General features: G+C 61.0%; 11 protein-coding genes and 3 rRNA genes. 12 read left to right on the top strand and 2 right to left on the bottom strand.

What is annotated here, in order from left to right; genetic code table 11:
- The first annotated feature begins 16 nt into the window (after positions 1–16).
- From NOV21_RS01460 to rplL, 10 genes are all read left to right on the top strand, one after another.
- Positions 17–1,213, top strand: a complete 1,197-nt coding sequence (locus NOV21_RS01460) for an NADP-dependent isocitrate dehydrogenase (RefSeq protein WP_283169867.1) — start codon at positions 17–19, stop codon at positions 1,211–1,213.
- Between the two features lie 18 nt (positions 1,214–1,231).
- Positions 1,232–2,443 carry a tyrosine--tRNA ligase gene (tyrS, locus tag NOV21_RS01455; RefSeq protein WP_283169866.1) on the top strand — a complete coding sequence of 404 codons (1,212 nt, stop codon included), beginning with the start codon at positions 1,232–1,234 and terminating at the stop codon, positions 2,441–2,443.
- 330 nt (positions 2,444–2,773) lie between these two features.
- Positions 2,774–4,280 (top strand): 16S ribosomal RNA (locus NOV21_RS01450).
- Positions 4,281–4,681: 401 nt separating this feature from the next.
- A 23S ribosomal RNA gene (locus NOV21_RS01445) occupies positions 4,682–7,645 on the top strand.
- Positions 7,646–7,765: 120 nt separating this feature from the next.
- A 5S ribosomal RNA gene (gene rrf, locus NOV21_RS01440) occupies positions 7,766–7,879 on the top strand.
- Together the 16S, 23S and 5S rRNA genes form the textbook arrangement of a ribosomal RNA operon.
- Positions 7,880–7,971: 92 nt before the next feature.
- Complete coding sequence (locus NOV21_RS01435; RefSeq protein WP_283169865.1) at positions 7,972–8,571, top strand: HEAT repeat domain-containing protein; 600 nt, start codon at positions 7,972–7,974, stop codon at positions 8,569–8,571.
- A gap of 97 nt (positions 8,572–8,668) precedes the next feature.
- Entirely contained in the window at positions 8,669–11,317 is a 2,649-nt protein-coding gene (gene acnA, locus NOV21_RS01430; protein ID WP_283169864.1) for an aconitate hydratase AcnA, read from the top strand.
- 113 nt (positions 11,318–11,430) lie between these two features.
- Positions 11,431–13,380 (top strand): Tat pathway signal sequence, encoded by a 1,950-nt coding sequence (locus NOV21_RS01425; protein WP_283169863.1) that lies wholly within the window; start codon positions 11,431–11,433, stop codon positions 13,378–13,380.
- An 891-nt stretch (positions 13,381–14,271) separates the two neighbouring features.
- On the top strand, positions 14,272–14,793 hold the full coding sequence (rplJ, locus tag NOV21_RS01420; RefSeq protein ID WP_283169862.1) for a 50S ribosomal protein L10: 522 nt from the start codon (positions 14,272–14,274) through the stop codon (positions 14,791–14,793).
- A 78-nt stretch (positions 14,794–14,871) separates the two neighbouring features.
- The gene (gene rplL, locus NOV21_RS01415) at positions 14,872–15,246 is read left to right on the top strand and encodes a 50S ribosomal protein L7/L12 (protein ID WP_283169861.1); all 375 of its coding nucleotides are present in this window, start codon (positions 14,872–14,874) and stop codon (positions 15,244–15,246) included.
- A gap of 564 nt (positions 15,247–15,810) precedes the next feature.
- On the opposite strand, the gene NOV21_RS01410 is transcribed toward rplL, so the two are convergent.
- Together NOV21_RS01410 and NOV21_RS01405 are read right to left on the bottom strand one after the other, a co-directional pair.
- Positions 15,811–16,593: a TatD family hydrolase gene (locus NOV21_RS01410; protein ID WP_283169860.1), complete on the bottom strand. Its 783-nt coding sequence runs from the start codon at positions 16,591–16,593 to the stop codon at positions 15,811–15,813.
- A gap of 277 nt (positions 16,594–16,870) precedes the next feature.
- Positions 16,871–18,919, bottom strand: coding sequence for a lipopolysaccharide biosynthesis protein (locus tag NOV21_RS01405; protein ID WP_283169859.1), 2,049 nt, complete (start codon positions 18,917–18,919; stop codon positions 16,871–16,873).
- Between the two features lie 378 nt (positions 18,920–19,297).
- Here NOV21_RS01405 and nrdD point away from each other — a divergent pair, with 378 nt between their 5' ends.
- Positions 19,298–21,520 carry an anaerobic ribonucleoside-triphosphate reductase gene (gene nrdD / locus NOV21_RS01400; RefSeq protein WP_283169858.1) on the top strand — a complete coding sequence of 741 codons (2,223 nt, stop codon included), beginning with the start codon at positions 19,298–19,300 and terminating at the stop codon, positions 21,518–21,520.
- A gap of 368 nt (positions 21,521–21,888) precedes the next feature.
- Positions 21,889–22,434: an anaerobic ribonucleoside-triphosphate reductase activating protein gene (nrdG, locus tag NOV21_RS01395; protein WP_283169857.1), complete on the top strand. Its 546-nt coding sequence runs from the start codon at positions 21,889–21,891 to the stop codon at positions 22,432–22,434.
- Positions 22,435–22,438: the final 4 nt, after the last annotated feature.

Raw genomic sequence — 22,438 nt, 5'->3', positions numbered from 1 at the left:
CTAGGAGGTATCCCGCATGAGCAAGATCCGCATGACAACCCCCCTCGTCGAGATGGACGGGGACGAGATGACCCGCATCATCTGGCAGATGGTGAAGGACGATCTGATCTGCCCGTTCGTCGACCTGAAGAGCGAGTACTACGATCTGGGGTTGGAGAACCGCGATGCCACCGACGACCAGGTGACCGTCGATTCCGCCAACGCGACCAAGCGCCTCGGCGTCGCGGTGAAGTGCGCGACCATCACGGCGAACGCGGCTCGCGTGGAAGAATACGGCCTCAAGGAGATGTGGAAGAGCCCCAACGGCACCATCCGCGCCATGCTCGACGGAACCGTGTTCCGCACGCCCATCCCGGTGAAGGGGATCGAACCGTGCGTTCGAAATTGGGAAGAGCCCATCACGCTCGCTCGCCACGCCTACGGCGATATCTACCGCAATGTGGAAATCCGCGTGCCCGGAGCCGGCAAGGTCGAACTGGTGTACACGGGCGCCGATGGCACCGAGATCCGCGAGACCGTGCACGAGTTCGACGGACCCGGCGTGGCTCAGGGCGTGCACAACCTGGATTCCTCCATCGCGAGTTTCGCGCGCAGCTGCTTCAATTACGCGCTCGATGCGAAGCAAGATGTATGGTTCGCCACGAAAGACACCATCTCCAAGAAGTACGACCATCGTTTCAAGGACGTGTTCCAGGAGATTTTCGATGCAGAGTACAAGGAGAGGTTCGACGAGGCGGGCATCGAGTACTTCTACACGCTGATCGACGATGCTGTTGCGCGCGTTATGAAGTCGAAGGGCGGGTTCATCTGGGCCTGCAAGAACTACGACGGCGACGTGATGAGCGACATGGTATCCAGCGCCTTCGGCTCGCTTGCGATGATGACCTCCGTGCTGGTGTCCCCATCGGGCGTGTACGAGTACGAAGCGGCCCACGGCACCGTGCAGCGCCACTACTACAAGCACCTGCGCGGGGAGGAGACGTCCACGAACTCCGTTGCCACGATCTTCGCGTGGTCGGGTGCCCTGCGCAAGCGCGGCGATCTCGACGGACTTCCCGAGCTGGTCGCCTTCGCCGATCGCCTGGAGAAGGCCGTCATCGACACGATCGAGTCCGGTCAGATGACGGGGGACCTTGCCCGTATCACCGCCTTGCCCAACCCCCAAACGCTGAGCACGGGCGATTTCATCAAGGCCATCGCCTCCCGACTGTAGAAAGGCCATCGACCCACCATGCTATCCGCCGAAGAACAACTGCGCATCATCAAGTCGGGGACGGACGCGATCATCCCCGAAGAGCTTCTATTGGAGAAGCTCAAACGCGGCACGTCGCTCAACATCAAGCTGGGCGTGGATCCCACGGCGCCCGATATCCACTTGGGGCACGCCGTCCCGCTGCGCAAGCTGCGCACATTCCAGGACCTGGGCCATCACGTCACGCTGATCATCGGCAACGGCACCGCACTCATCGGCGATCCGTCCGGACGCAGCACGACGCGTCCCCAGCTCACCAGCGAGCAGGTTGCCGCCAATGCGCAGACCTATGTGGACCAGGCATTCAAAATCCTCGACCCGGACAAGACGTCCCTAGTGTACAACGCGGACTGGATCCTGAAGCTCGACCTTGAGGGGATCCTCGATATCACGAGCAGATTCACCGTTGCGCGCATCCTCGAGCGGGATGACTTCCACAACCGCTATACCGGGCAGCTTCCGATCGGCGTGCACGAGTTCCTCTATCCTATCCTGCAGGCTTACGACTCGGTGGTGATCAAGGCCGATGTCGAGCTGGGCGGAACCGACCAGCTGTTCAATCTGCTTGCCGGGCGCGAGCTGATGGAGAAGATGGGCATGGAGCCCCAGGTGTGCCTGACGCTTCCCCTGCTCGAAGGCACCGACGGCGTGCGCAAGATGTCGAAGAGCTACGGCAATTACATCGGACTGACCGATGAGCCGAACGACATGTTCGGAAAGATCATGAGCATCCCCGACGCGTTAATGGTGAAGTACTACCGCCTTGCGAGCACTTGTTCCGTCGACGAGATCGATGCGATCGAGAGAGGCTTGGGGAACGACGAGCTCCATCCGAACAAGGTGAAGCGCGCGCTGGCGAAGAATATCGTCGAGGCCTATTACGATGCCGATACCGCCTGCGCGGCGGAAGCGGAATTCGACCGCGTGTTCAAGAAGCATGCCGCCCCCACCGACGTGCCGGAGGTGAAGGTCGATCTGTCCACAAACGATGACGGCCTTGTCTATCTTGCACGCGTGCTGGTGGAAGCCGGGTTGGCGAAAACCGCGGGCGAAGCGCGCCGCACCATCGATGGCGGCGGGGTGCGCATCGATGATGTGCCGGTAGCCCCGAAGCAGTACAACGTGGAACCTGCCGTACTGCAAGGCGCCTTGCTGCAATCGGGCAAAAGGCATTTTGCCAAGTTGGTATAAGCCCAGGCCGTAGTACGTATCATGACGGCATTTCAGATATCTGGGGTGCCGTTTCCGCACGGCTTCGCATGCAAATGTAGACGATTTATGAAGGAAAAAATTACTCCTTGCGCCCGACGGGCCACGCGTCTAATATAACTCTTCGCCGCTTGACGGAGACGCCGAGCGGGCGCGGGCCGGAAAAGCCCGCGGGGAACCTTGAAAACCGGATACTGCGAATCGAAAAGATCGAACAGATCCAGCCAGACAAAACATTTAGAACATACCCCGTTATTCTCATATAACGGAACACAGGCAAACACCGTAAACGACGGCCCGCAAGGGCCGCATTCAACGGAGAGTTTGATCCTGGCTCAGGATGAACGCTGGCGGCGTGCCTAACACATGCAAGTCGAACGGTTAAACCCACTTCGGTGGGATATAGAGTGGCGAACGGGTGAGTAACACGTGACCAACCTTCCCCCCGCTCCGGGACAACCGCCGGAAACGGCGGCTAATACCGGATGCTCCGGCCGGGGCGCATGCCTTGGCCGGGAAAGCTCCGGCGGCGGGGGATGGGGTCGCGGCCCATCAGGTAGTTGGCGGGATAGCGGCCCACCAAGCTTACGACGGGTAGCCGGGTTGAGAGACCGACCGGCCACATTGGGACTGAGATACGGCCCAGACTCCTACGGGAGGCAGCAGTGGGGAATTTTGCGCAATGGGGGAAACCCTGACGCAGCAACGCCGCGTGCGGGATGAAGGCCCTCGGGTTGTAAACCGCTTTCAGCAGGGAGGAATCAAGACAGTACCTGCAGAAGAAGCCCCGGCTAAATACGTGCCAGCAGCCGCGGTAATACGTATGGGGCGAGCGTTATCCGGATTCATTGGGCGTAAAGCGCGCGTAGGCGGCTGTGCAAGCGGGTGTCTTAAATCCGGGGGCTCAACCTCCGGCTGGACCCCGAACTGCACGGCTCGAGTTCGGTAGGGGTGGTCGGAATTCCCAGTGTAGCGGTGAAATGCGCAGATATTGGGAAGAACACCGATGGCGAAGGCAGACCACTGGGCCGCAACTGACGCTGAGGTGCGAAAGCCGGGGGAGCGAACAGGATTAGATACCCTGGTAGTCCCGGCCGTAAACGATGGGCGCTAGGTGTGGGGGAGAGCTTCCTCCGTGCCGCAGCAAACGCATTAAGCGCCCCGCCTGGGGAGTACGGCCGCAAGGCTAAAACTCAAAGGAATTGACGGGGGCCCGCACAAGCAGCGGAGCATGTGGCTTAATTCGAAGCAACGCGAAGAACCTTACCAGGGCTTGACATGCAGGTGAAGCGGCGGAGACGCCGTGGCCGAGAGGAGCCTGCGCAGGTGGTGCATGGCTGTCGTCAGCTCGTGTCGTGAGATGTTGGGTTAAGTCCCGCAACGAGCGCAACCCTTGCCCCATGTTGCCAGCATTCAGTTGGGGACTCATGGGGGACTGCCGGCGTCAAGCCGGAGGAAGGTGGGGATGACGTCAAGTCATCATGCCCCTTATGCCCTGGGCCGCACACGTGCTACAATGGCCGGCACAAAGGGTTGCCACCCCGCGAGGGGGAGCGGATCCCGTAAAGCCGGCCCCAGTTCGGATCGGAGGCTGCAACCCGCCTCCGTGAAGTCGGAGTTGCTAGTAATCGCGGATCAGCATGCCGCGGTGAATACGTTCCCGGGCCTTGTACACACCGCCCGTCACACCACCCGAGTCGTCTGCACCCGAAGTCCCCGGCCCAACCTCGTGAGGGAGGGGCCGAAGGTGTGGAGGGTAAGGGGGGTGAAGTCGTAACAAGGTAGCCGTACCGGAAGGTGCGGCTGGATCACCTCCTTTCTAGGGAGACGCGAAATGGCGTCCGAAGCCGGTCGAGCTTATGTTCCCGGCCCCGGAGAGAAAGAAAGTCTGGAAAAGGGACGCGTCCGGTCCGCTCGAAGCTCGCAGCATCCGGTTCCCAGGGCTCCCCTGGGGCACCTTGAAAGCTGCATAGCGTGACGATTGCGAGAAACTCGAATCATCATCTCATCATCTAATGATAAGCATCAGTAATAGATCTCGATTCTTCTAATACCGATCTGCGATGGTGGTTCGCGTTGACACGAATAGAGAACGATCGCAAAGATATGGGATACCTACTTCAAGATATTTACTCGAACTGACATTGACTCGATCAAGACTCATACAGTTTAAACATGATTTTGGATTCAGGACCTCGGAGCGCGGGAGCGCACCGAGGGAAGGAAGATGTTAAGGGCGCACGGCGGATGCCTTGGCATGAGAAGTCGACGAAGGGCGCGGCAAGCCGCGATAGTCCCCGGTGAGGCGCACACAGCCTTCGACCCGGGGGTTCCCGAATGGGGCAACCCGCCCGCGGTAACGCGCGGGCACCCGCACCCGAACACATAGGGTGCGAGGAGGCAACCCGGGGAACTGAAACATCTCAGTACCCGGAGGAAGAGAAATCAACCGAGATCCCCCGAGTAGCGGCGAGCGAAAGGGGGCCTAAGCCCAAACCCGTGCATGTGCAAGCTTCAGGGCGTTTCTGCACGGGGGTTGTAGCACCGGTGACCGGCGGCCTGTACCGCCGGCGGAGAGGTCCCGGGGAAGAGCGGAACGGCATGGGAAGGCCGGCCGCAGCGGGTGAGAGCCCCGTACGCGAATCCCCCGGGCCACCGATCCGGATGCTGAGTAGGGCCGGGCACGTGAAACCCGGTCCGAAGCAGGGGGGACCACCCTCCAAGGCTGAACACTCTCTCATGACCGATAGCGAACCAGTACCGTGAGGGAAAGGTGAAAAGCACCCCGAGAGGGGAGTGAAATAGTACCTGAAACCGTGCGCCTACAAGCAGTCGGAGCGGGCTTTCGAGCCCGTCACGGCGTGCCTTTTGTAGAATGAGCCAGCGAGTCGCGGTGCGCGGCAAGGTTAAGGTTGTACCGAGCCGTAGCGAAAGCGAGCCTTTAAGATGGCGTAGAGTCGCGCGCCGCGGACGCGAAGCCGGGTGAGCTACCCCGGGGCAGGCTGAAGCGCGGGTAAGACCGCGTGGAGGGCCGAACCCACTTCGGTTGAAAACGGAGGGGATGACCTCGGGGTAGGGGTGAAAGGCCAATCAAACCCGGAGATATCTCGTTCTCCCCGAAATAGCTTTAGGGCTAGCCTCGGCCGTTCAACGTCGGAGGTAGAGCACTGGACCGGCGAGGGGGCTTCACCGCCTGCCGAACCGGACCAAACTCCGAATACCGACGTTTCAGAGGCCGGGAGTCAGAGCATATGGGCTAAGCCGTGTGCTCGAGAGGGAAACAGCCCAGACCGCCCGCCAAGGCCCCCAAGTCCGTGCTGAGTGGCAAAGGATGTGCGTTTGCCTAGACAACCAGGATGTTGGCTTAGAAGCAGCCATGCATTCAAAGAGTGCGTAACAGCTCACTGGTCAAGTGGACATGCGCCGACAATTCACGGGGCTAAGCACGGCGCCGAAGCGGCGGACCGGATATTCCGGTGGTAGGGGAGCGTTCCGAGGGGGGCGAAGCCGGCACGGCAAGTGCCGGTGGACCGCTCGGAAGCGAGAATGCTGGCATGAGTAACGAGAGCGGAGCGAGAAACTCCGCCGCCGCGAGCCTAAGGTTTCCTGGGCGAGGCTAATCCCCCCAGGGTCAGTCGGGAGCTAAGGCGAGGCCGAGAGGCGTAGCCGATGCACAGCAGGCAGATATTCCTGCACCCCCTCATGCGCCGCTCGACCGACGGGGCGACGGAGGAGGATAGGCGGGCCGGGTTCTGGACGTCCCGGTGAAAGCGCGTAGGGCGCGTCGCATGGAAGACAGCGGCGCACTGAGCCCGAGACGCGAGACGAAGCGAATGGGTGAAGCCGCCGAGTCCATGCTCCCTGGAAAAACCCCTGGGGAGGCGCGAGGGGCCCGTACCAAAACCGACACAGGTGGGCGGGTAGAGCATACCGAGGCGATCGGGAGAACCATGGTTAAGGAACTCGGCATACCGACTCCGTAACTTCGGGAGAAGGAGTGCCCCCGCCGGTGAAGGTCCACGCGGCCGGAGCGGGAGGGGGTCGCAGCGAAACGGCCCAAGCGACTGTTTATCAAAAACACAGGACTCTGCGAAGCCGCAAGGCGATGTATAGGGTCTGACGCCTGCCCGGTGCCGGAAGGTTACGCGGAGGAGTTAGCACTTCGTGCGAAGCCCCGAAGCTAAGCCCCGGTAAACGGCGGCCGTAACTATAACGGTCCTAAGGTAGCGAAATTCCTTGTCGGGTAAGTTCCGACCTGCACGAATGGCGTAACGACTTGGGCGCTGTCTCGACCATGGACCCGGTGAAATTGTATTATTCGTGAAGATGCGAATTACCCGCGGAAGGACGGAAAGACCCCGTGAACCTTTACTACAGCTTGGCATTGGCCGACGGCTCGGCGCGTAGAGGATAGGTGGGAGGCTTTGAAGCGGGGGCGCCAGCCCCCGTGGAGCCGCCCTTGGAATACCACCCTCGCCGCGCCGGCGGCCTAACCCCTGGCCGCGATCCGGCAGGGGGACCGTGCCAGGTGGGTAGTTTGACTGGGGCGGTCGCCTCCTAAAGAGTAACGGAGGCGCGCGATAGGTCCGCTCAGGACGGTCGGCAACCGTCCCGAGAGCGCAAGAGTGCAAGCGGGCTTGACTGCGAGACAGACACGTCGAGCAGGTGGGAAACCAGGTTCTAGTGATCCGGCGGCCCAGAGTGGAATGGCCGTCGCTCAACGGATAAAAGGTACTCCGGGGATAACAGGCTGATCTTGCCCAAGAGTCCACATCGACGGCAAGGTTTGGCACCTCGATGTCGGCTCATCGCATCCTGGGGCTGAAGTCGGTCCCAAGGGTATGGCCGTTCGCCATTTAAAGCGGTACGCGAGCTGGGTTCAGAACGTCGTGAGACAGTTCGGTCTCTATCCTCCGCGGGCGCAGGAGAATTGAGGAGATCCGCCCCTAGTACGAGAGGACCGGGGTGGACGGACCTCTGGTGAACCGGTTGTCGACCAACGGCACCGCCGGTTAGCTACGTCCGGAACGGATAACCGCTGAAAGCATCTAAGCGGGAAGCCGCCTCCGAGATGAGTTCTCCCTTTGGTAAGGGCCCTCCTAGAACAGGAGGTCGATAGGCCGCAGCTGCAAGGCGAGCGATCGCCTCAGGCGAGCGGTACTAATAGCCCGAGCTCTTCCTTCATTACATCCCATCAATGAGATCGTTCCCCGCACGCGCGCTATGCGGCCCTCAGGGTTGCCCGGGAGATGTCCCGGACTTTGACAAGAGAGATCGATGCTCTTTTGGGGGAACGCCCCCCATGAGCGTGACCATGGAGGGGGGGATCACCCGATCCCATTCCGAACTCGGCAGTTAAGCCCCTCTTCGCCGAAAGTACTGCGGTGTAGTCCGTGGGAGGATAGGGCGTCGCGCTCATGGGGGGCATTTCTATGCCCGGGGGCGGGCGTGGAGCTTGCCGTTGCGATATAATCTATGTTCGATCGACTATGCGAAAAAGAGGGTTTCCAGTGAGCGATATCCAAGATTTGAACGAATTGGCCGAGTCGGCTCTGCAGGACGGATCCGTGTTCAATCAGCTTGTCGACGAACTTTCCGGCCCTTCCCGTCGCAATAGGCAGAATGCTGCTTCTACGCTTGCGTTAATCGCGAAAAAGGATCCGGAGGCCGTTAAACCTGCGACGGATGCTTTGATCGATGCCCTCAATCGTCCCGAGGCCCAAACGCGTTGGGAGGTTCTCGATGCCCTGACTGAAATCGTTGAGCTCGATGCTCGATCCTGCGACAAGGCTTTGTCCGGGGCGGAGGCTTCCCTCTTCGACGAGGACAATGGCGTCGTGCAGCTTTCCGCCATGCGCTTTCTCTGCAAATACGGTTCCACCACCGAGAATCGTTCCAATAAAACTTGGCCGCTTATCGATGAGGCTATCCAGTGCTATCACGGGGATACCGGATTCCAAGAGATGCTTATTGCGGTTATCGATTATTCCCAGGGCAAGCTTGCCCAGGAGGTCAAAGATCAACTGAAGGAACGCATGGCCTTCGACGCCGCTAACGGACGCGGTGCATTGAAGAATCGCGCCAAGCAGATCATCGAAAATCTTTCCTAATGGCATGTTTTTCCCGAGAATAAGCGCTTTGGGTTCCAAGGCGCTTTTTTCATGGGTACCCTAGTGCGTGCAGGTGATTTTGACCAGAGGAGATGCCATGGCGGAGGTTAGAACGGCGGAATTGAAAGCTGCCGGTCGTTCATACACGTATTATCCGACCGACCAGATCGAGGGATCGCGCAAGCTTCCTCGGGCGTTGAAAGTGCTGTTGGAGAACGTGCTCCGATGCGCTCCAGATGATGACACGGCATCGATGCTGGCCGATCGCATCATGGCCGCGGGTTTAGGAGGGGCTCCCGGCGAGGAAATCGAATTCAGCCCCGCTCGAGTTCTGTTCCAGGACTTCACCGGTGTGCCCGTGTTCGTCGATTTCGCCGTCATGCGCGAGGCTTGCAAGTCGCTTGGCGGCGATCCCTCCGAGATCAACCCCCGCATTCCCTGCAATATGGTTATCGACCACTCGGTTATCGCTGATGAGTATGGATGCCCGTCTGCCAAGGAAGCGAATGCGGCTTTGGAATTCGAGCGCAATGCCGAGCGGTATACATTCTTGAAGTGGGCGCAGCAATCGTTCGACAATGTGAAGATCGTTCCTCCGGGACAGGGAATCTGCCATCAGCTGAACATCGAACGGTTCGCCCAGGTTGCTTGGACGCGCGCTACCGACAAGGGGACATTGGCGTATTTCGACACGCTGGTGGGAACCGACAGCCATACGCCCACCGCGAACGGTCTCGGCGTTCTCGGGTGGGGCGTCGGAGGCATCGAAGCCGAGGCGGCGGCCTTGGGCCAGCCCATCACGCAGCTTGTTCCGCGCGTCATCGGCATCGAGCTGAGCGGAAAGCTGCCCGAGGGGGTTGCCGCCATGGATGTTGCCCTGCGGTTTGCTGAGATGCTTCGCGCCGAGGGGGTCGTCGGCTGTTTCGTGGAATGCTTCGGCGAGGGGGTGTCCAACCTCACTGCCACCCAGCGTGCCTGCATCTCGAACATGACGCCGGAATACGGCAGCACCTGCACGCTCTTTCCCGTGGACGACCAGACGCTTGCCTATTTGCGCTTGACCGGGAGGAGCGAAGCGCACGTCGCTTTGGTCGAGGCGTACGCGAAGGCGCAGGGCGTGTGGAACGATGGGGCGCAGCGTGAATACGCCAAGGTCCTTCATCTCGATCTGGGATCGGTCTCGCGCAGCCTGGCGGGTCCGAGCCGTCCGCACGATCGTTTCGATTGGAAGGACGCTCGCGCGCGCTTCGAGGAAATCTGCGCTGACCGCAACGTTGATTTTGGAAAGACCGTTTCCATTGAGATGAACGGTACGATGTGCGAATTGTCCCACGGGGCGCTCGCGATCGCCGCCGTCACCAGCTGCACCACGGCCACCGACCCCGCGATGATGCTTGCCTGCGGATTGCTGGCGCGCAACGCCGCCGCCGCAGGCCTTGCGCCGAAGCCATGGGTGAAGACCATCCTCGCTCCGGGCAGCAAGGCGACGGAGCTGATGCTCGAGCGGGCGGGTTTGACAGACGGCCTGAATCGACTCGGTTTCTACAACTGCGGATTCGGTTGCATGAGCTGCATCGGCAACAGCGGCCCTGTGCTACCCCAGATGCACGGCATCGCCGGCGAAATCGAGCTCGCAAGCGTGCTTTCGGGCAATCGCAACTTCGAGGGCAGGATCTCCCCCGACGTCTCCCAGAACTACCTGACTGCCCCCGCCGGCGTTATCGCCTATGCGCTCGCGGGCACGATGGATTTCGATTTCGAAACGCAGCCGCTTGGCGTGGACGCAGCGGGAGCGCCCGTGTTCCTGCGTGACATCTGGCCGACCGATGCGGAGATAGAGGAGGCGCGCCAGACGGTGGTGACGAACGATCTGTTCACCGCCGGCGCGGAAGGCTTGTTCGAAGGCACCGACGCATGGAAAGAGCTCGACAGCAGTCCAAGCGCGACGTTCGATTGGGATCTCCAGAGCACGTATGTCCGCCGCGCGACGTACTTCGACGGCATGTCCGCCGTTCCCGAAGACCCGAAACCCATCGAGGGCGCGCGTGTTCTCGCTCTTCTAGGGGATTTCATCACGACCGATCATATCTCGCCGGCGGGCGCCATCGCCCCCGAGAGCGCGGCCGCGTCGTATCTGCGCGAGCGCAGCGTCGCGGATGCTGATTTCAACACGTACGGATCGCGCCGCGGCAACCATGAGGTCATGGCGCGGGGCACCTTCGCCAACGTGAAGCTGAGCAACGCGCTGGCGGAGGGGAGGAAGGGCGGTTGGACGCGCGATTTCCTCAACGGCCGCATCGAATTCGTGTTCGATGCGAGCGAGGAATACCATTCCGCCAACATCCCCCTGATCGTCATCGCGGGGAAGATGTATGGCAGCGGCAGCAGCCGCGATTGGGCGGCAAAGGGCCCGATGCTCCTGGGCGTCCGTGCCGCCATCGCCGAAAGCTTCGAGCGCATCCATCGGAGCAACCTCATCGGCATGGGCATCTTGCCGCTTCAATTCGAAGAGGGCGAAAACGCTCGGAGACTGGGAATCGATGGAACCGAGACGTTCTCCATCGGCGCGATCGACTTCAGCGCGGGGCTGCCCCGGCCAGCCCATGTGCCCGTGCACGCGGTCAAGCCCGACGGCCGAACGATTGACTTCACCGCGCTGGTGCGCATCGATACCCCCACGGAAGGCGCCTACTTCCGCAACGGCGGCATCCTCCAATACGTGTTGAGGAACCTGGTCCGTGCGTAGAGCCTGCGAAGCATCGTATGAAGCGCCCCGAATCTTCACCGGGAGGGGCCTCGTCTTCTTTCGGTATACTGACGTGAAGCTTCTCGAAAAAAAAATGAACAAGGGAGTTCTTGATGGATAAGAACCAAATGGAAGAGTTTTTCAGGATGGTGGGGTTCACCCCGCCCGAGCAGGGAGCCGGCAGCAGCGATGCGCGGGGCGCGTCGGATGCTGCCTCGGAATCGGAGCGCGGCACCCACCAGCGCAATCCGTTTGCGGGTCGCGGGAGGCGCGGCGGCGATGGAGGCGACGGCGGAGGCGGTGGAAGCATCCTGGATTCGTTCATCCCGGACATCCCGCTGCCCGCCTGGGGCAAGAAAACCATCATCATCGCGGCCATCGCGCTCGTCCTCATCGTGGCCTTCGCGTATTGGTGGTTCCACCCGCCCATCAACATCCACTCGGCCGACCTGTGGTGGTTCCTTATCATCTTCGTGCTGCTTCCGAGCTTCGTCACGTTCCGCTCGCTGTCCCATGCGTATGCCAAGGGCTCCGACAAGCGGGCGCAGAGCGACGGAAAGGCGAAGCGCTTCAAATGGCTCTCGTTCATCCCGCTGGCGGTTTTCGCGATCGCCGTGGTCGGCTGGGCCGCCTCGTACAGCATCTGGCCGGGCAACGCCGAGAAATACTCCAGCATTCTGAAGATCCAGAACCTTGATTTCGCCACCGACATCAAGGAGCCCGACTTCGGCACGGTGCCCGTCATCGACCGCGAGAGCGCAACGCTCCTGGGCAACCGCACGCTGGGCGAGATCCCCGAGTATGTGAGCCAGTTCGAGATAGAGACGACGTATTCGCAGATCAACTACAAGGGCCGTCCCGTCCGCGTGAGCCCTCTGGGGTATGCGGACTTTTTCAAATGGTTCTACAACATGGACACGGGCGTTCCTGCGTACGTCCTCGTGGACATGGCCACCCAGAACACCCAGATCGTCCGCCCCGAGCAGCCCATGTACTACGTGGAAAGCGATCCGTTCGTGCGCAACATCGACCGCTACGTGCAGCTTTCCTATCCCTTCTACATGTTCGAGGAGAAGGCTTTCGAGATCGACGAGGATGGAACGCCCTGGTGGGTGTGCCCCGTGCAGAACCGCACGATCGGCCTGTTCGGCGGCGAGGATATCGAGCGTGTGGTGCTGGTGAACGCCAGCACGGGCGAGTGCCAGGACATGCCGATCGAAGACTGCCCGGAATGGGTCGACCGAGCCTATCCGAGCGATTTGGTGGTGCAGCAGTACAACTGGTACGGCAGCCTGCATAACGGTTGGCTGAACAGCTGGCTGGGGCAGAGCGGCGTCGTGCAGACCACGCCGGGCACCAACGGGAAGCGCGGGTACAACTACATCGCCAAGGATGACGATGTCTGGGTGTACACGGGCGTCACCAGCGCCACGAGCGATAACGCCATCGTCGGGTTCATACTGGTGAACCAGCGCACCGCCGAAGCGCATTACTACAGCGTCGCCGGCGCGACCGAGGACAGCGCGATGCGAAGCGCGGAGGGCCAGGTTCAGAACCTGGAGTATAAGGCGACGTTCCCGCTGCTGTTGAACATCAATGGCCAGCCGACGTACTTCATCGCGTTGAAAGATGCTGCGGGCTTGGTGAAGAAATTCGCCATGATCGATATCCAGCGGTACCAGAACGTGGCGGTGGGAGATACGATTGACCAATGCCAGAAGACGTACAAGGCGCTGCTTGCAACCAACGGCATCTCGTCGGATTCCGCTGGCGATATGACGCTGCTTTCGAAAGAGGGGACCGTGAGAACGGTCATGCAAGCGGCGATCGAGGGCAACAGCCACATATATCTGACGTTGACGGGCGATACGCTCATCTACGACTGCCCGCTTCCCACCGTCATCCAGGCGGTCGGCGTCGCGCAGGGCGACACCGTGAAGATCGAGTACGTAGAGGGCGATCCCACGGCGACGGTGCAAAACCTCGAGGTGGTGCAAAGCACGGCAGCGGCCGCAGCGGCGACTACTCCTGCCGTCCAAGCCGCTCCGGGGCAGGCTTCGTAGAAGGATCCCATCGATCATTTCCCACCGGGCCGTGCAATCGACCCGGCGGGTTTCGTGTGCCGAGCATGCATGCGTCTCGAATGGGTGAGAGTCCCCTAATGGGCAGGAGTCCCCTAGGGAACCGCTGATATATTCCGCCAGCCCGGGAACGACATGCTGGCGCCGGAGCGGCTCGATCCTCGTTCGCGCACGCCTGCGCTCGCTCGCCTTTCGCCGCCCCGGCACTCAGCCTGCCGTCCCCGGCCAAGGCGGAATTAATCAGTGCTTCCCTAGCGCGTCCGGTGGCGGGAAGCGCACAGCCAATGGCAAGGGCATCCGCCGCGAGGCGGAATCTTTGAACGGACCGAATGCATGGAGCGATGAGATTCGCATGCCAATCCCCGGGTAACGGGATATGCCCCCATGGAGGCAATGTTGCGCTTTCGGCTGGAAGAGCGTCCTGCTCGTTCGGCCTCGCATGTTCCCTCCCGGTCGTTAACTCCCGCCTCATGGGTTGTCTGGGGGTCTGGGTAGGTTCGGGGGTAGGTTGAATTTCTAAACGCACCTCCTGGTGTTGCGGTTAGATTTGCAACCAGCCCGGGCTGTTCGGGCAGGCTTCGCACGGCAGGCTTCGCATGTGAAAACCGTGCGCAGAACCTTGCGGTTGACGGCGAACGCTGGCACAATAACGGAGCTGCAGAAATGCAGCACCGAACAGTAACCTGTTCCGCTGCCAAAGACAGCCGGCACCGCAAGGTTTAATCGCGAAAGCGGCCTGCCGAGGTGGTTTGCATACCGCAACCTGCGCGTGTCGACCCCCTGCTGTCTCGCAGCAGGGGGTCGTTTCTTCTTCGCAAGCCGCGATTCCCGCTACGGCGCGGAACCCGAGTTTTGCAGCAAAGGAGGTGTCACATGCCCAACGCACAGAACAGAGAGACTCTCGCCAAGATCAAGGAAGAGCTCGACGGCATCAGCGCTGTCTGGATTGTCGACTATCGCGGACTTACCGTGAAAGAGACCCAACAGCTCCGCCGAGACGTCCGCGAAGCGGGCGCACACATGGTCGTGTACAAGAACACGCTCATGAAGCTCGCCCTGAAGGAGATGGAGCTGCCCGAGATGGATGACATCCTGGCAGGTCCCAACGCCTTCGTATTCGCCGAGACCGATGCTGCCGCTGCCGCCAAAGCCATCAAAGACTTCGCCAAGGGTAACGACAAGCTCGTTATCATGGGCGGCTTGATGGACGGCAAGGCCTATTCCGCGGAAGAAGTCGAAGCAATCGCTTCCCTTCCCTCTCGCGAGCAGCTGCTTGGCCAGATTGCCGGTGCCATCGCCGGTGTCGCCCGCGGCCTTGCGGTTACCATCAACGGTGTGCCCAGCGGTCTTGCGCGCGCCATCAGCCAGGTGGCCGAGCAAAAGCCCGCAGCGTAGATGTGCTGCACGCGGCGTGAAAGCCGCATGAGTTTGAAGAATCGGGCCGCAAGGTCCACCACATGAAAGGAAGCCACCATGGCTGTCACCAAAGAAGAAATCATCGAAGCCCTGAAGGAGATGTCCCTGCTCGAGGCATCCGAACTCGTTACCATGATCGAGGACACCTTCGGCGTGTCCGCGGCCGCTCCTGCTGCCGTCGCCGTCGCTGCTCCTGCCGAGGGCGGCGCTGCCGAGGAGAAGACCGACTTCGACGTCGTGCTCGAGGGCTTCGGCGACAACAAGATCGCCGTCATCAAGGTCGTTCGCGAGATCACCGCTCTGGGCCTGAAGGAAGCGAAGGAACTCGTCGAGAGCGCTCCGAAGGCCATCAAGGAGGCCCTGCCGAAGGACCAGGCCGAAGAGCTGAAGGAAAAGCTCGAGGCCGCCGGCGCTGCCGTCACCCTGAAGTAAATTCCGGGAACGGAATGCTTTCGCAAGAGCCGCTCTCCGGAGCGGCTCTTTTTGAGCTATAGGGCAAAGGGGTGCGAACGAATGAGGACGGTTAACGCAGGTCAACGGCCTTTGACTCGCGGGCCTTCAACCTCGTCCCCTGCGCGAAGCAGCAGTGACAAAAGTCCCGGAGACCTTTGTCATGAAAAAGGTGGAGGAAGCGGAATCGGGAATCTCGATGCAACAGATTCCCGTTCCCCAATCGGTTGGTTGCAGTTAGCGGGCTGCAGATGCATTCTCGGAGAAAAAAGACGAAAAACTGAGCGGAATTTGGACTTAGGAGCCAACGAAGACTTTCATTGCGCTTCCAAGCGCAAAAATCCTAAACGGTCGTCCAAGAAATCCCAGTTCGGGGAGGAAAAGAAAATGCAAACCTCTCTGCATGCTTCCCGGAAACGCAGATATCGTCTTGTTTTTTCATAGGAATGACTCCTAAGTCCAAATTCCGCTCAGTTTTTCGAGGAATATTTCCGAGAAGCGCTTTGACGCAGCATCGGAGAAGGCTTCGGCAGCCGTTCGCTTGGGTTACAGTCCCAGCAACCGTTTGCTTTCGGCGCAAGCCGCTTCGAGGGCGTCTCGCCCGCAGGCCTCGGCAAGCTGTTCGGCGGCGCGCTGCAAGGGCGCGTGCATTCCCTCATATCCAAGGGGCTCCCCTTGCTCGGGCGGGTAATCGGTTTCAAGAAGAAGCTTGCCTGCAGGGACTTGGCGTGCGTATGCCTTGCCCCGCTTCGTGGAGAGGGAAAACATTCCGAGCGAGATATGGCATCCCGCCCTTACGGCGCGTGTCAGCTGTTGGGAAGTACCTGAGAACCAATGGAGGATGCAAACGTTGCCGTGCAAAGCTCCGGTCGCTTCCAGGGTGTCTATCACCACATCGACGCTCCTCACCGCATGGATGGACACGACCTTGCCGGGATGTGCTGTCAGCGCGCGGCAAATGCGGGTGAACGCCTCCGCCTGTTCGGAGACATTCCCGCCGTGTCGTGCACCACGGTCGATCCCGATTTCCCCTACGAACCGCGCTTCGGGCAAAAGGTCGAGAAAAGCCCCAAGCCCCTCCGCACCGACCCTCTCGACCCACCAGGGGTGCAAGCCCAAGCCGACGCGGACGGAAGAAGGGGATACGGACGATCTCGATCCGTAGCGCACCTCCTCCCCGGCGAAGCGCGATGGGTCGACTCCGCAGCTGAGCATGCCCTCGCCACGTGCGGCGACCTCTTGGGCTATGGCTGCCGCATCGGGCGCGAATCCCAAGTGGCAATGCATATCGAATAAAGGTTTCGGAAGGGAAGGCTCTAATCCTTGCATACGAAGCTCCATGCGTGTTGGATGGCCGTAGGTTGAACGGCACTCAACCGTCGTTCTGCACCTGGCGGCCGGTCTGTGTTTGGAAATCATACTGTACTGCTTGTCGGACTGCATTCATCCCGAAAATGCCCCACGGCAGCAAGCGGGGGAATCCGACGAAAAACGTCGGCGGGCTTTCGCGCCATTCCGGCCTTTGCATGGCGACGATCTCCCTTGCGAGGATCCGCCCGGGGTCCGGCGCCGGGGATCGCATTCAGCGCCGCTCCGCTGCTATCGGCTATTTCCCCTGCTCGCGGTTTTGCCTGCGCTGTTGCAGGGCGCGCCAGGCCCGGTAGCGCGGGTCGGGCTCGCCGCCCTCGCGGACAATGCGCTCCTGACGGGCTATCTCCCGCGGGGTGAACTCCAGCGGAGGCCGCTCCGATGCGGGGGCCGCGGGCGGGTGCGAAGCGCCCTCGGGCTCGCTAGGCGCCGTCTCTTCGCGGGCCGGTTGCTGGGAATACGCGATGGGGACCCTCCGCATGGCTTGCACTCTCGCCGAAGGCGCGCCCTCCGGCGCTTCCGCCGTATCGCGCGGGTTACGTGTCGAAGTGGTTGGCGTTCTGCCTGCGGCCTCTCGCTCGACACTCCGGACGTTCGATGCTGCCCGGTTTCCCGCATCGCGCGCAACCCGCGCGGGCGGGGCGTCCGCATGGGCGTTTTCGTCGGATGGAGCGGGGGCTTCGCCTGCGCTCTGCGGATCATCGGGGCGCTCCTGCTGGGCAGCCGCACGTGCCTTCGCCGCCTTCAGCGTGGGGTCGTCCTCCGGATGGCGTTTGTATTCGACGCGGATGCGGATGTATTCCAGCACCAAAAGCACCAGCAGGATCGCCATGGTGATCAGATAGCTCATCACCGCGCCGCGCAACTCGCTCACATGGATGAGCATGTAGCAGATGGCCAGCGCGAACGCCACCGTGATCACGTACAGTTTCGTGACGGCCCACTGGCGGCGCATGACGGTGAAGACCTGGTATAGGAAATCGATGCCGCCCGTGATGCCGCCCGCGATCACCATCAGATAGCTGATGTGCCTGAACTGCTCGAAGTCGATGCCGTAAAGGAAGCTCATGATAGGCAGACCGATGGTCGCCATCAGGAACAGGACCGCCAGCGTGATGCCTGCGACCGCCAGCAGCGCGACGAAGATAAGCAAATCGAACCTGCGCCGCCGCCCAAGGTCGTTCCATGCGTCCGCCATTCGCGTGAGCATGGGCTTATAGCAGAACCCCACGATCAGCAGAATTGCCTGGGCGGGGAAGTACAGCGCGTTGAAGTACAGCTGGTTGTCGTAGCTGAGCACGCTTTCCATCATGAACTTCGGCATGTTGTCGATGACCGCGTAGAGGAACAGGGCGACGAAGGCGGGGAAGCATGCCGCGAAGATGCGCCCCACGCTGGCGAGCGAGAAGCGCGCGCTCTGGGGGGTCTCGAGCAGCGTGAGCGGAAGCGTGATGAAAGCGAAGGTGAGCGCCGCCACGACGCCCATGGCGATGGAGGCGATGCCCAGGTCGCGAGTGACCAGCAGGAAGAATGAGAAGACGAGGAATGCCAGCGCGCTTCGGATCGTCTGGCTGATGCCGGCCAGATAGAGCTTGTCAACCTGCTGCAGGCGGCCCTCGTAGCAGTCGGCCAATCCGTCCACCGCGCGGTAGACGAACAGCCACATCGTCATCGTGAACATCTCCCCGGCGTACCCGTGGAATGTGCAGAAGAGATAGCCCACGACCAGCATCAGTATGACGGTGAGCCATCGATTGATCTGGTAATCGGAAAATGCGTGCGCCTCGTCGCGGTCGGACACCTGGTACGTGCGGGCACCGTAGTTCGCGAGGATCATCAGCAGGTTGGCGACCACGAACGCGAATGAGAACATGCCCGCGCGTTCGACGCCCACCAGCTGGGTGACGATGATGGTGAGCAGGGGGAACACCATTCCCCAGGTGGCGAGCCCCGTCGTGTTCCACAGATAGTCCTGCGACGTGCGATTGCTCTCGTACTCCGCCTCCTGCGCCGCGAACGACCCGTCCGCCCGCGCCGCGCCGAGCAGGCGTGCCGTCCACGCTTCGATAGCCTTGGTGAGGGCGCTCTTCTTCCGCGGCTTCGACGAGTTGCGCTTCAAGCCCAGAAGGCGACTGCGCAGGCGGGCGCTGCGGGTATCGGGTTCCGGGTCGGCGGAGTTGTACTGGCGGAACTGCTCCTTCTGCATGCGCGGATCGTCCCCCAAGGGGACGTAGCCCCCTTGCTGCGCTGGACCGTCCTCGTTGTGCCGGCGGCGTTTAAGCTGCACGTTCGCGTGTCCTTTTCATTCCCGTTTTCACGAAACCTAATTATACGTCTGCGACCCCTCCGGACCCAAGGCGTTACAGAACCTTTAACTGCCCGCCATGCCGCTACGGGGATTCCCCCATCGTGCGCCGCTCACCGGGGATTCTGCCCCTGTTTTCCCCAGGTTCTCCACAGACAACCACAATATATAGTATTTGATTGTTTAGTGAAGACCAGTATCTAGCGGTTTATTGCCATATGGGGAAACATACTATTTCAAGAAGTCAAGGCTTGTTCCCAATATTTTTCGGGGCATAGTAGGAAACATTCAACCGGGGAGGGCCTTCGCCCTCCGCAAGATTCGCTCATCGTCTCTGTTCGCGAATGCAAAGGAGCAGTCATGAAGGTCATCAAAAGGAACGGCAGCGAAGTGGTCTTCGACGTCACGAAGATCGTCAACGCCATCGCCAAAGCCAACAACGAGGTCGCGCCCGAGAACCGCCTGTCGCAGAACCAGATCCTCACGGCTGCCAACAACGTGACGGTCGAGTGCGAGGCATGCGGGCATGCGCCCGCCGTCGAGGAGATCCAGGACATGGTCGAAGACCAGATCATGGCCCAGGGCGCCTTCGAGGTCGCACGCAAGTACATCATCTACCGCTATGTGCAGGGCCTTAAGCGCACCAGCAACACCACCGATGACAAGATCCTCTCGCTCATCGATTGCAACAACGAGGAAGTGAAGCAGGAGAACTCCAACAAGAATCCCACGGTGGTCTCCGTCCAGCGCGACTACATGGCGGGAGAGGTATCGAAGGACCTCGCGAAGCGCATGCTGCTCCCGGCGGACGTGTGGGAAGCCCATGAGCAGGGGATCATCCACTTCCACGACTCGGATTACTATGCGCAGCGCATGCACAACTGCGATTTGGTGAACCTGGAGGACATGCTGCAGAACGGCACCGTCATCAGCGGCACCATGATCGAGAAGCCCCATAGCTTCAGCACGGCCTGCAACATCGCCACGCAGATCATCGCGCAGGTTGCCAGCTGCCAGTACGGCGGGCAGAGCATCTCGCTCGCGCATCTGGCCCCGTTCGTGGACATCAGCCGCCAGAAGATCCGCCGCACCGTCATCAGCGAGATGAACGAGCTGGGCGTCGAGCCGTCGGCCTCCGCCCTGGACAAGGTCGTGGAAGAGCGCGTGCGCGATGAGATCCGCCGCGGCGTGCAGACCATCCAGTACCAGGTGGTCACCCTCATGACCACCAACGGCCAGGCCCCCTTCATCACCGTGTTCATGTACCTGAACGAGGCGAAGGACGAGCAGGAGAAGCACGATCTGGCCATGTGCGTCGAGGAGATGCTGCGCCAGCGCCACGAGGGCGTGAAGAACGAGAAGGGCGTGTGGATCACCCCCGCGTTCCCGAAGCTCATCTACGTGCTCGAGCCGGACAACATCGAAGAGGGCCAGCCGTACTACTACCTCACGCAGATCGCCGCCAAATGCACGGCCAAGCGCATGGTGCCCGACTACATCTCCGAGAAGAAGATGAAGGAGTACAAGCTGTCGAAGGGCGAGAAGGAAGGCGAGGGCGACACCTACACCTGCATGGGCTGCCGTTCGTTCCTCACCCCCGACCGCAGCGGCAACGGCTACGGCAACATCGCCCGGGCCAAGAATTACGATCCCTCCAAACCGAAGTACTACGGCCGCTTCAACCAGGGCGTCGTCACGATCAATCTGGTGGATGTCGCGCTCTCCAGCGGCGGCGACTACGATAAGTTCTGGGAGATATTCGACCAGCGTCTGGAACTGTGCCACAAGGCCCTCATGTGCCGCCACAACCGCCTGAAGGGCACCACGAGCGACGCCGCCCCCATCCTATGGCAGTACGGCGCCCTGGCCCGCCTCGACAAGGGCGAGAAGATCGACCCTCTGCTGTTCGGCGGCTACAGCACCATCAGCCTGGGGTACGCCGGCCTGTATGAGTGCACCAAGTACATGACGGGCAAGAGCCATACCGACCCCGAGGCGACGCCGTTCGCCCTGCGCGTCATGCAGCATATGAACGACAAGTGCGCCGATTGGAAGTCCGAGCACAACATCGACTTCAGTCTGTACGGCACGCCGCTCGAAAGCACCACGTACAAGTTCGCCAAGAACCTGCAGCGCCGCTTCGGCGTGATCGAGGGCATCACCGACAAGGGCTACATCACCAACAGCTACCATGTTCACGTGTCGGAGGAGATCGACGCCTTCCAGAAGCTGCGGTTCGAGAGCGCCTTCCAGAAGCTTTCCCCGGGCGGTGCCATCAGCTACATCGAGGTGCCCGACATGAAGGACAACCTGGAAGCCGTCATGAGCGTGCTGAAGTACATCTACGACAACATCATGTACGCCGAGCTGAACACCAAGAGCGATTACTGCCAGGAATGCGGCTACGATGGCGAGATCCAAATCGTGGAAGAGGACAACAAGCTGGTGTGGGAGTGCCCGAACTGCGGCAACCGTGACCAGAGCAAGATGAACGTCGCACGCCGCACGTGCGGGTACATCGGCACTCAGTTCTGGAACCAGGGCCGCACGGAGGAGATTAAGGATCGCGTGCTGCACCTATAGCGTCGTTCTAACGAACGACGTTCACCTCGACGCTGCGAGGTGCTGGGGTGCCTGTCCTATCCCCCTTGTTTTTCGCGCATCGTCGATCAAACGTTCCCGCCGTTTCGGCAACGATGGGAACGGCGATGCTGCGAAGGTCCGAGGCGCCCACTCCGGCTCTCCGCCTTTCGCGCATCGTTGGAAAAAGCAAACGCCCTGGGTTCGTCTAGGGGAATCGGCAAGAGGCAATTCCGGCGAGTGCCGAAGGCCCGCCACGGATCTCACGTTGGCTCTGCCAGCGCCGAGGTTCGGGAAAGGGTTCCGCCGGCTTAACCTGATTGCCTCGCAACGTCGAGCGGCCCGCCGTTCGACAGAACGGCGGAACAATAATGAATTACGGGAACATCAAGTATTGCGATATCGCCAACGGGCCGGGCGTCCGCACCACGCTGTTCGTCTCGGGCTGCACGCATCGTTGCGAAGGGTGCTTCCAGCCGGAGACATGGTCGTTTGCGTTCGGCGAGAAATTCACCTCGGATGCGGCGGACGCCGTCATTGAAAGCCTGAAGCCCGGGTACGTCCAAGGCCTCACGATTCTGGGGGGCGAGCCGATGGAGCCGGCGAACCAGAAGGGCTTGGCGCCGCTTCTGGCGCGCGTGAGGCGGGAATGCCCCGGGAAAGACGTTTGGGTGTACACGGGCGACACCATCGAGGACCTCCTCTTCGGAAGCCGTCATACGGAAGACACCGATGCCCTGTTAGAACATATCGACGTGCTGGTGGACGGCCCCTTCGTGCAGGAGCTGAAAAGCATCGGCCTGCGTTTCAGGGGAAGCAGCAACCAACGCATCATCGACGTTCCGGCGACGCTTGCGTCGAAGCAGGTCGAATTCTGGAAGGACGATCCGCAGTATGCCGTCCATGACATGGTGTAGGGGC

It is taken from the genome of Curtanaerobium respiraculi (assembly GCF_024609215.1).
GTDB lineage: Bacteria > Actinomycetota > Coriobacteriia > Coriobacteriales > Eggerthellaceae > Curtanaerobium > Curtanaerobium respiraculi.
The sequence above is the reverse complement of the archived record's forward strand: the minus strand, read 5'-3'. Positions and strand labels throughout refer to the sequence as shown.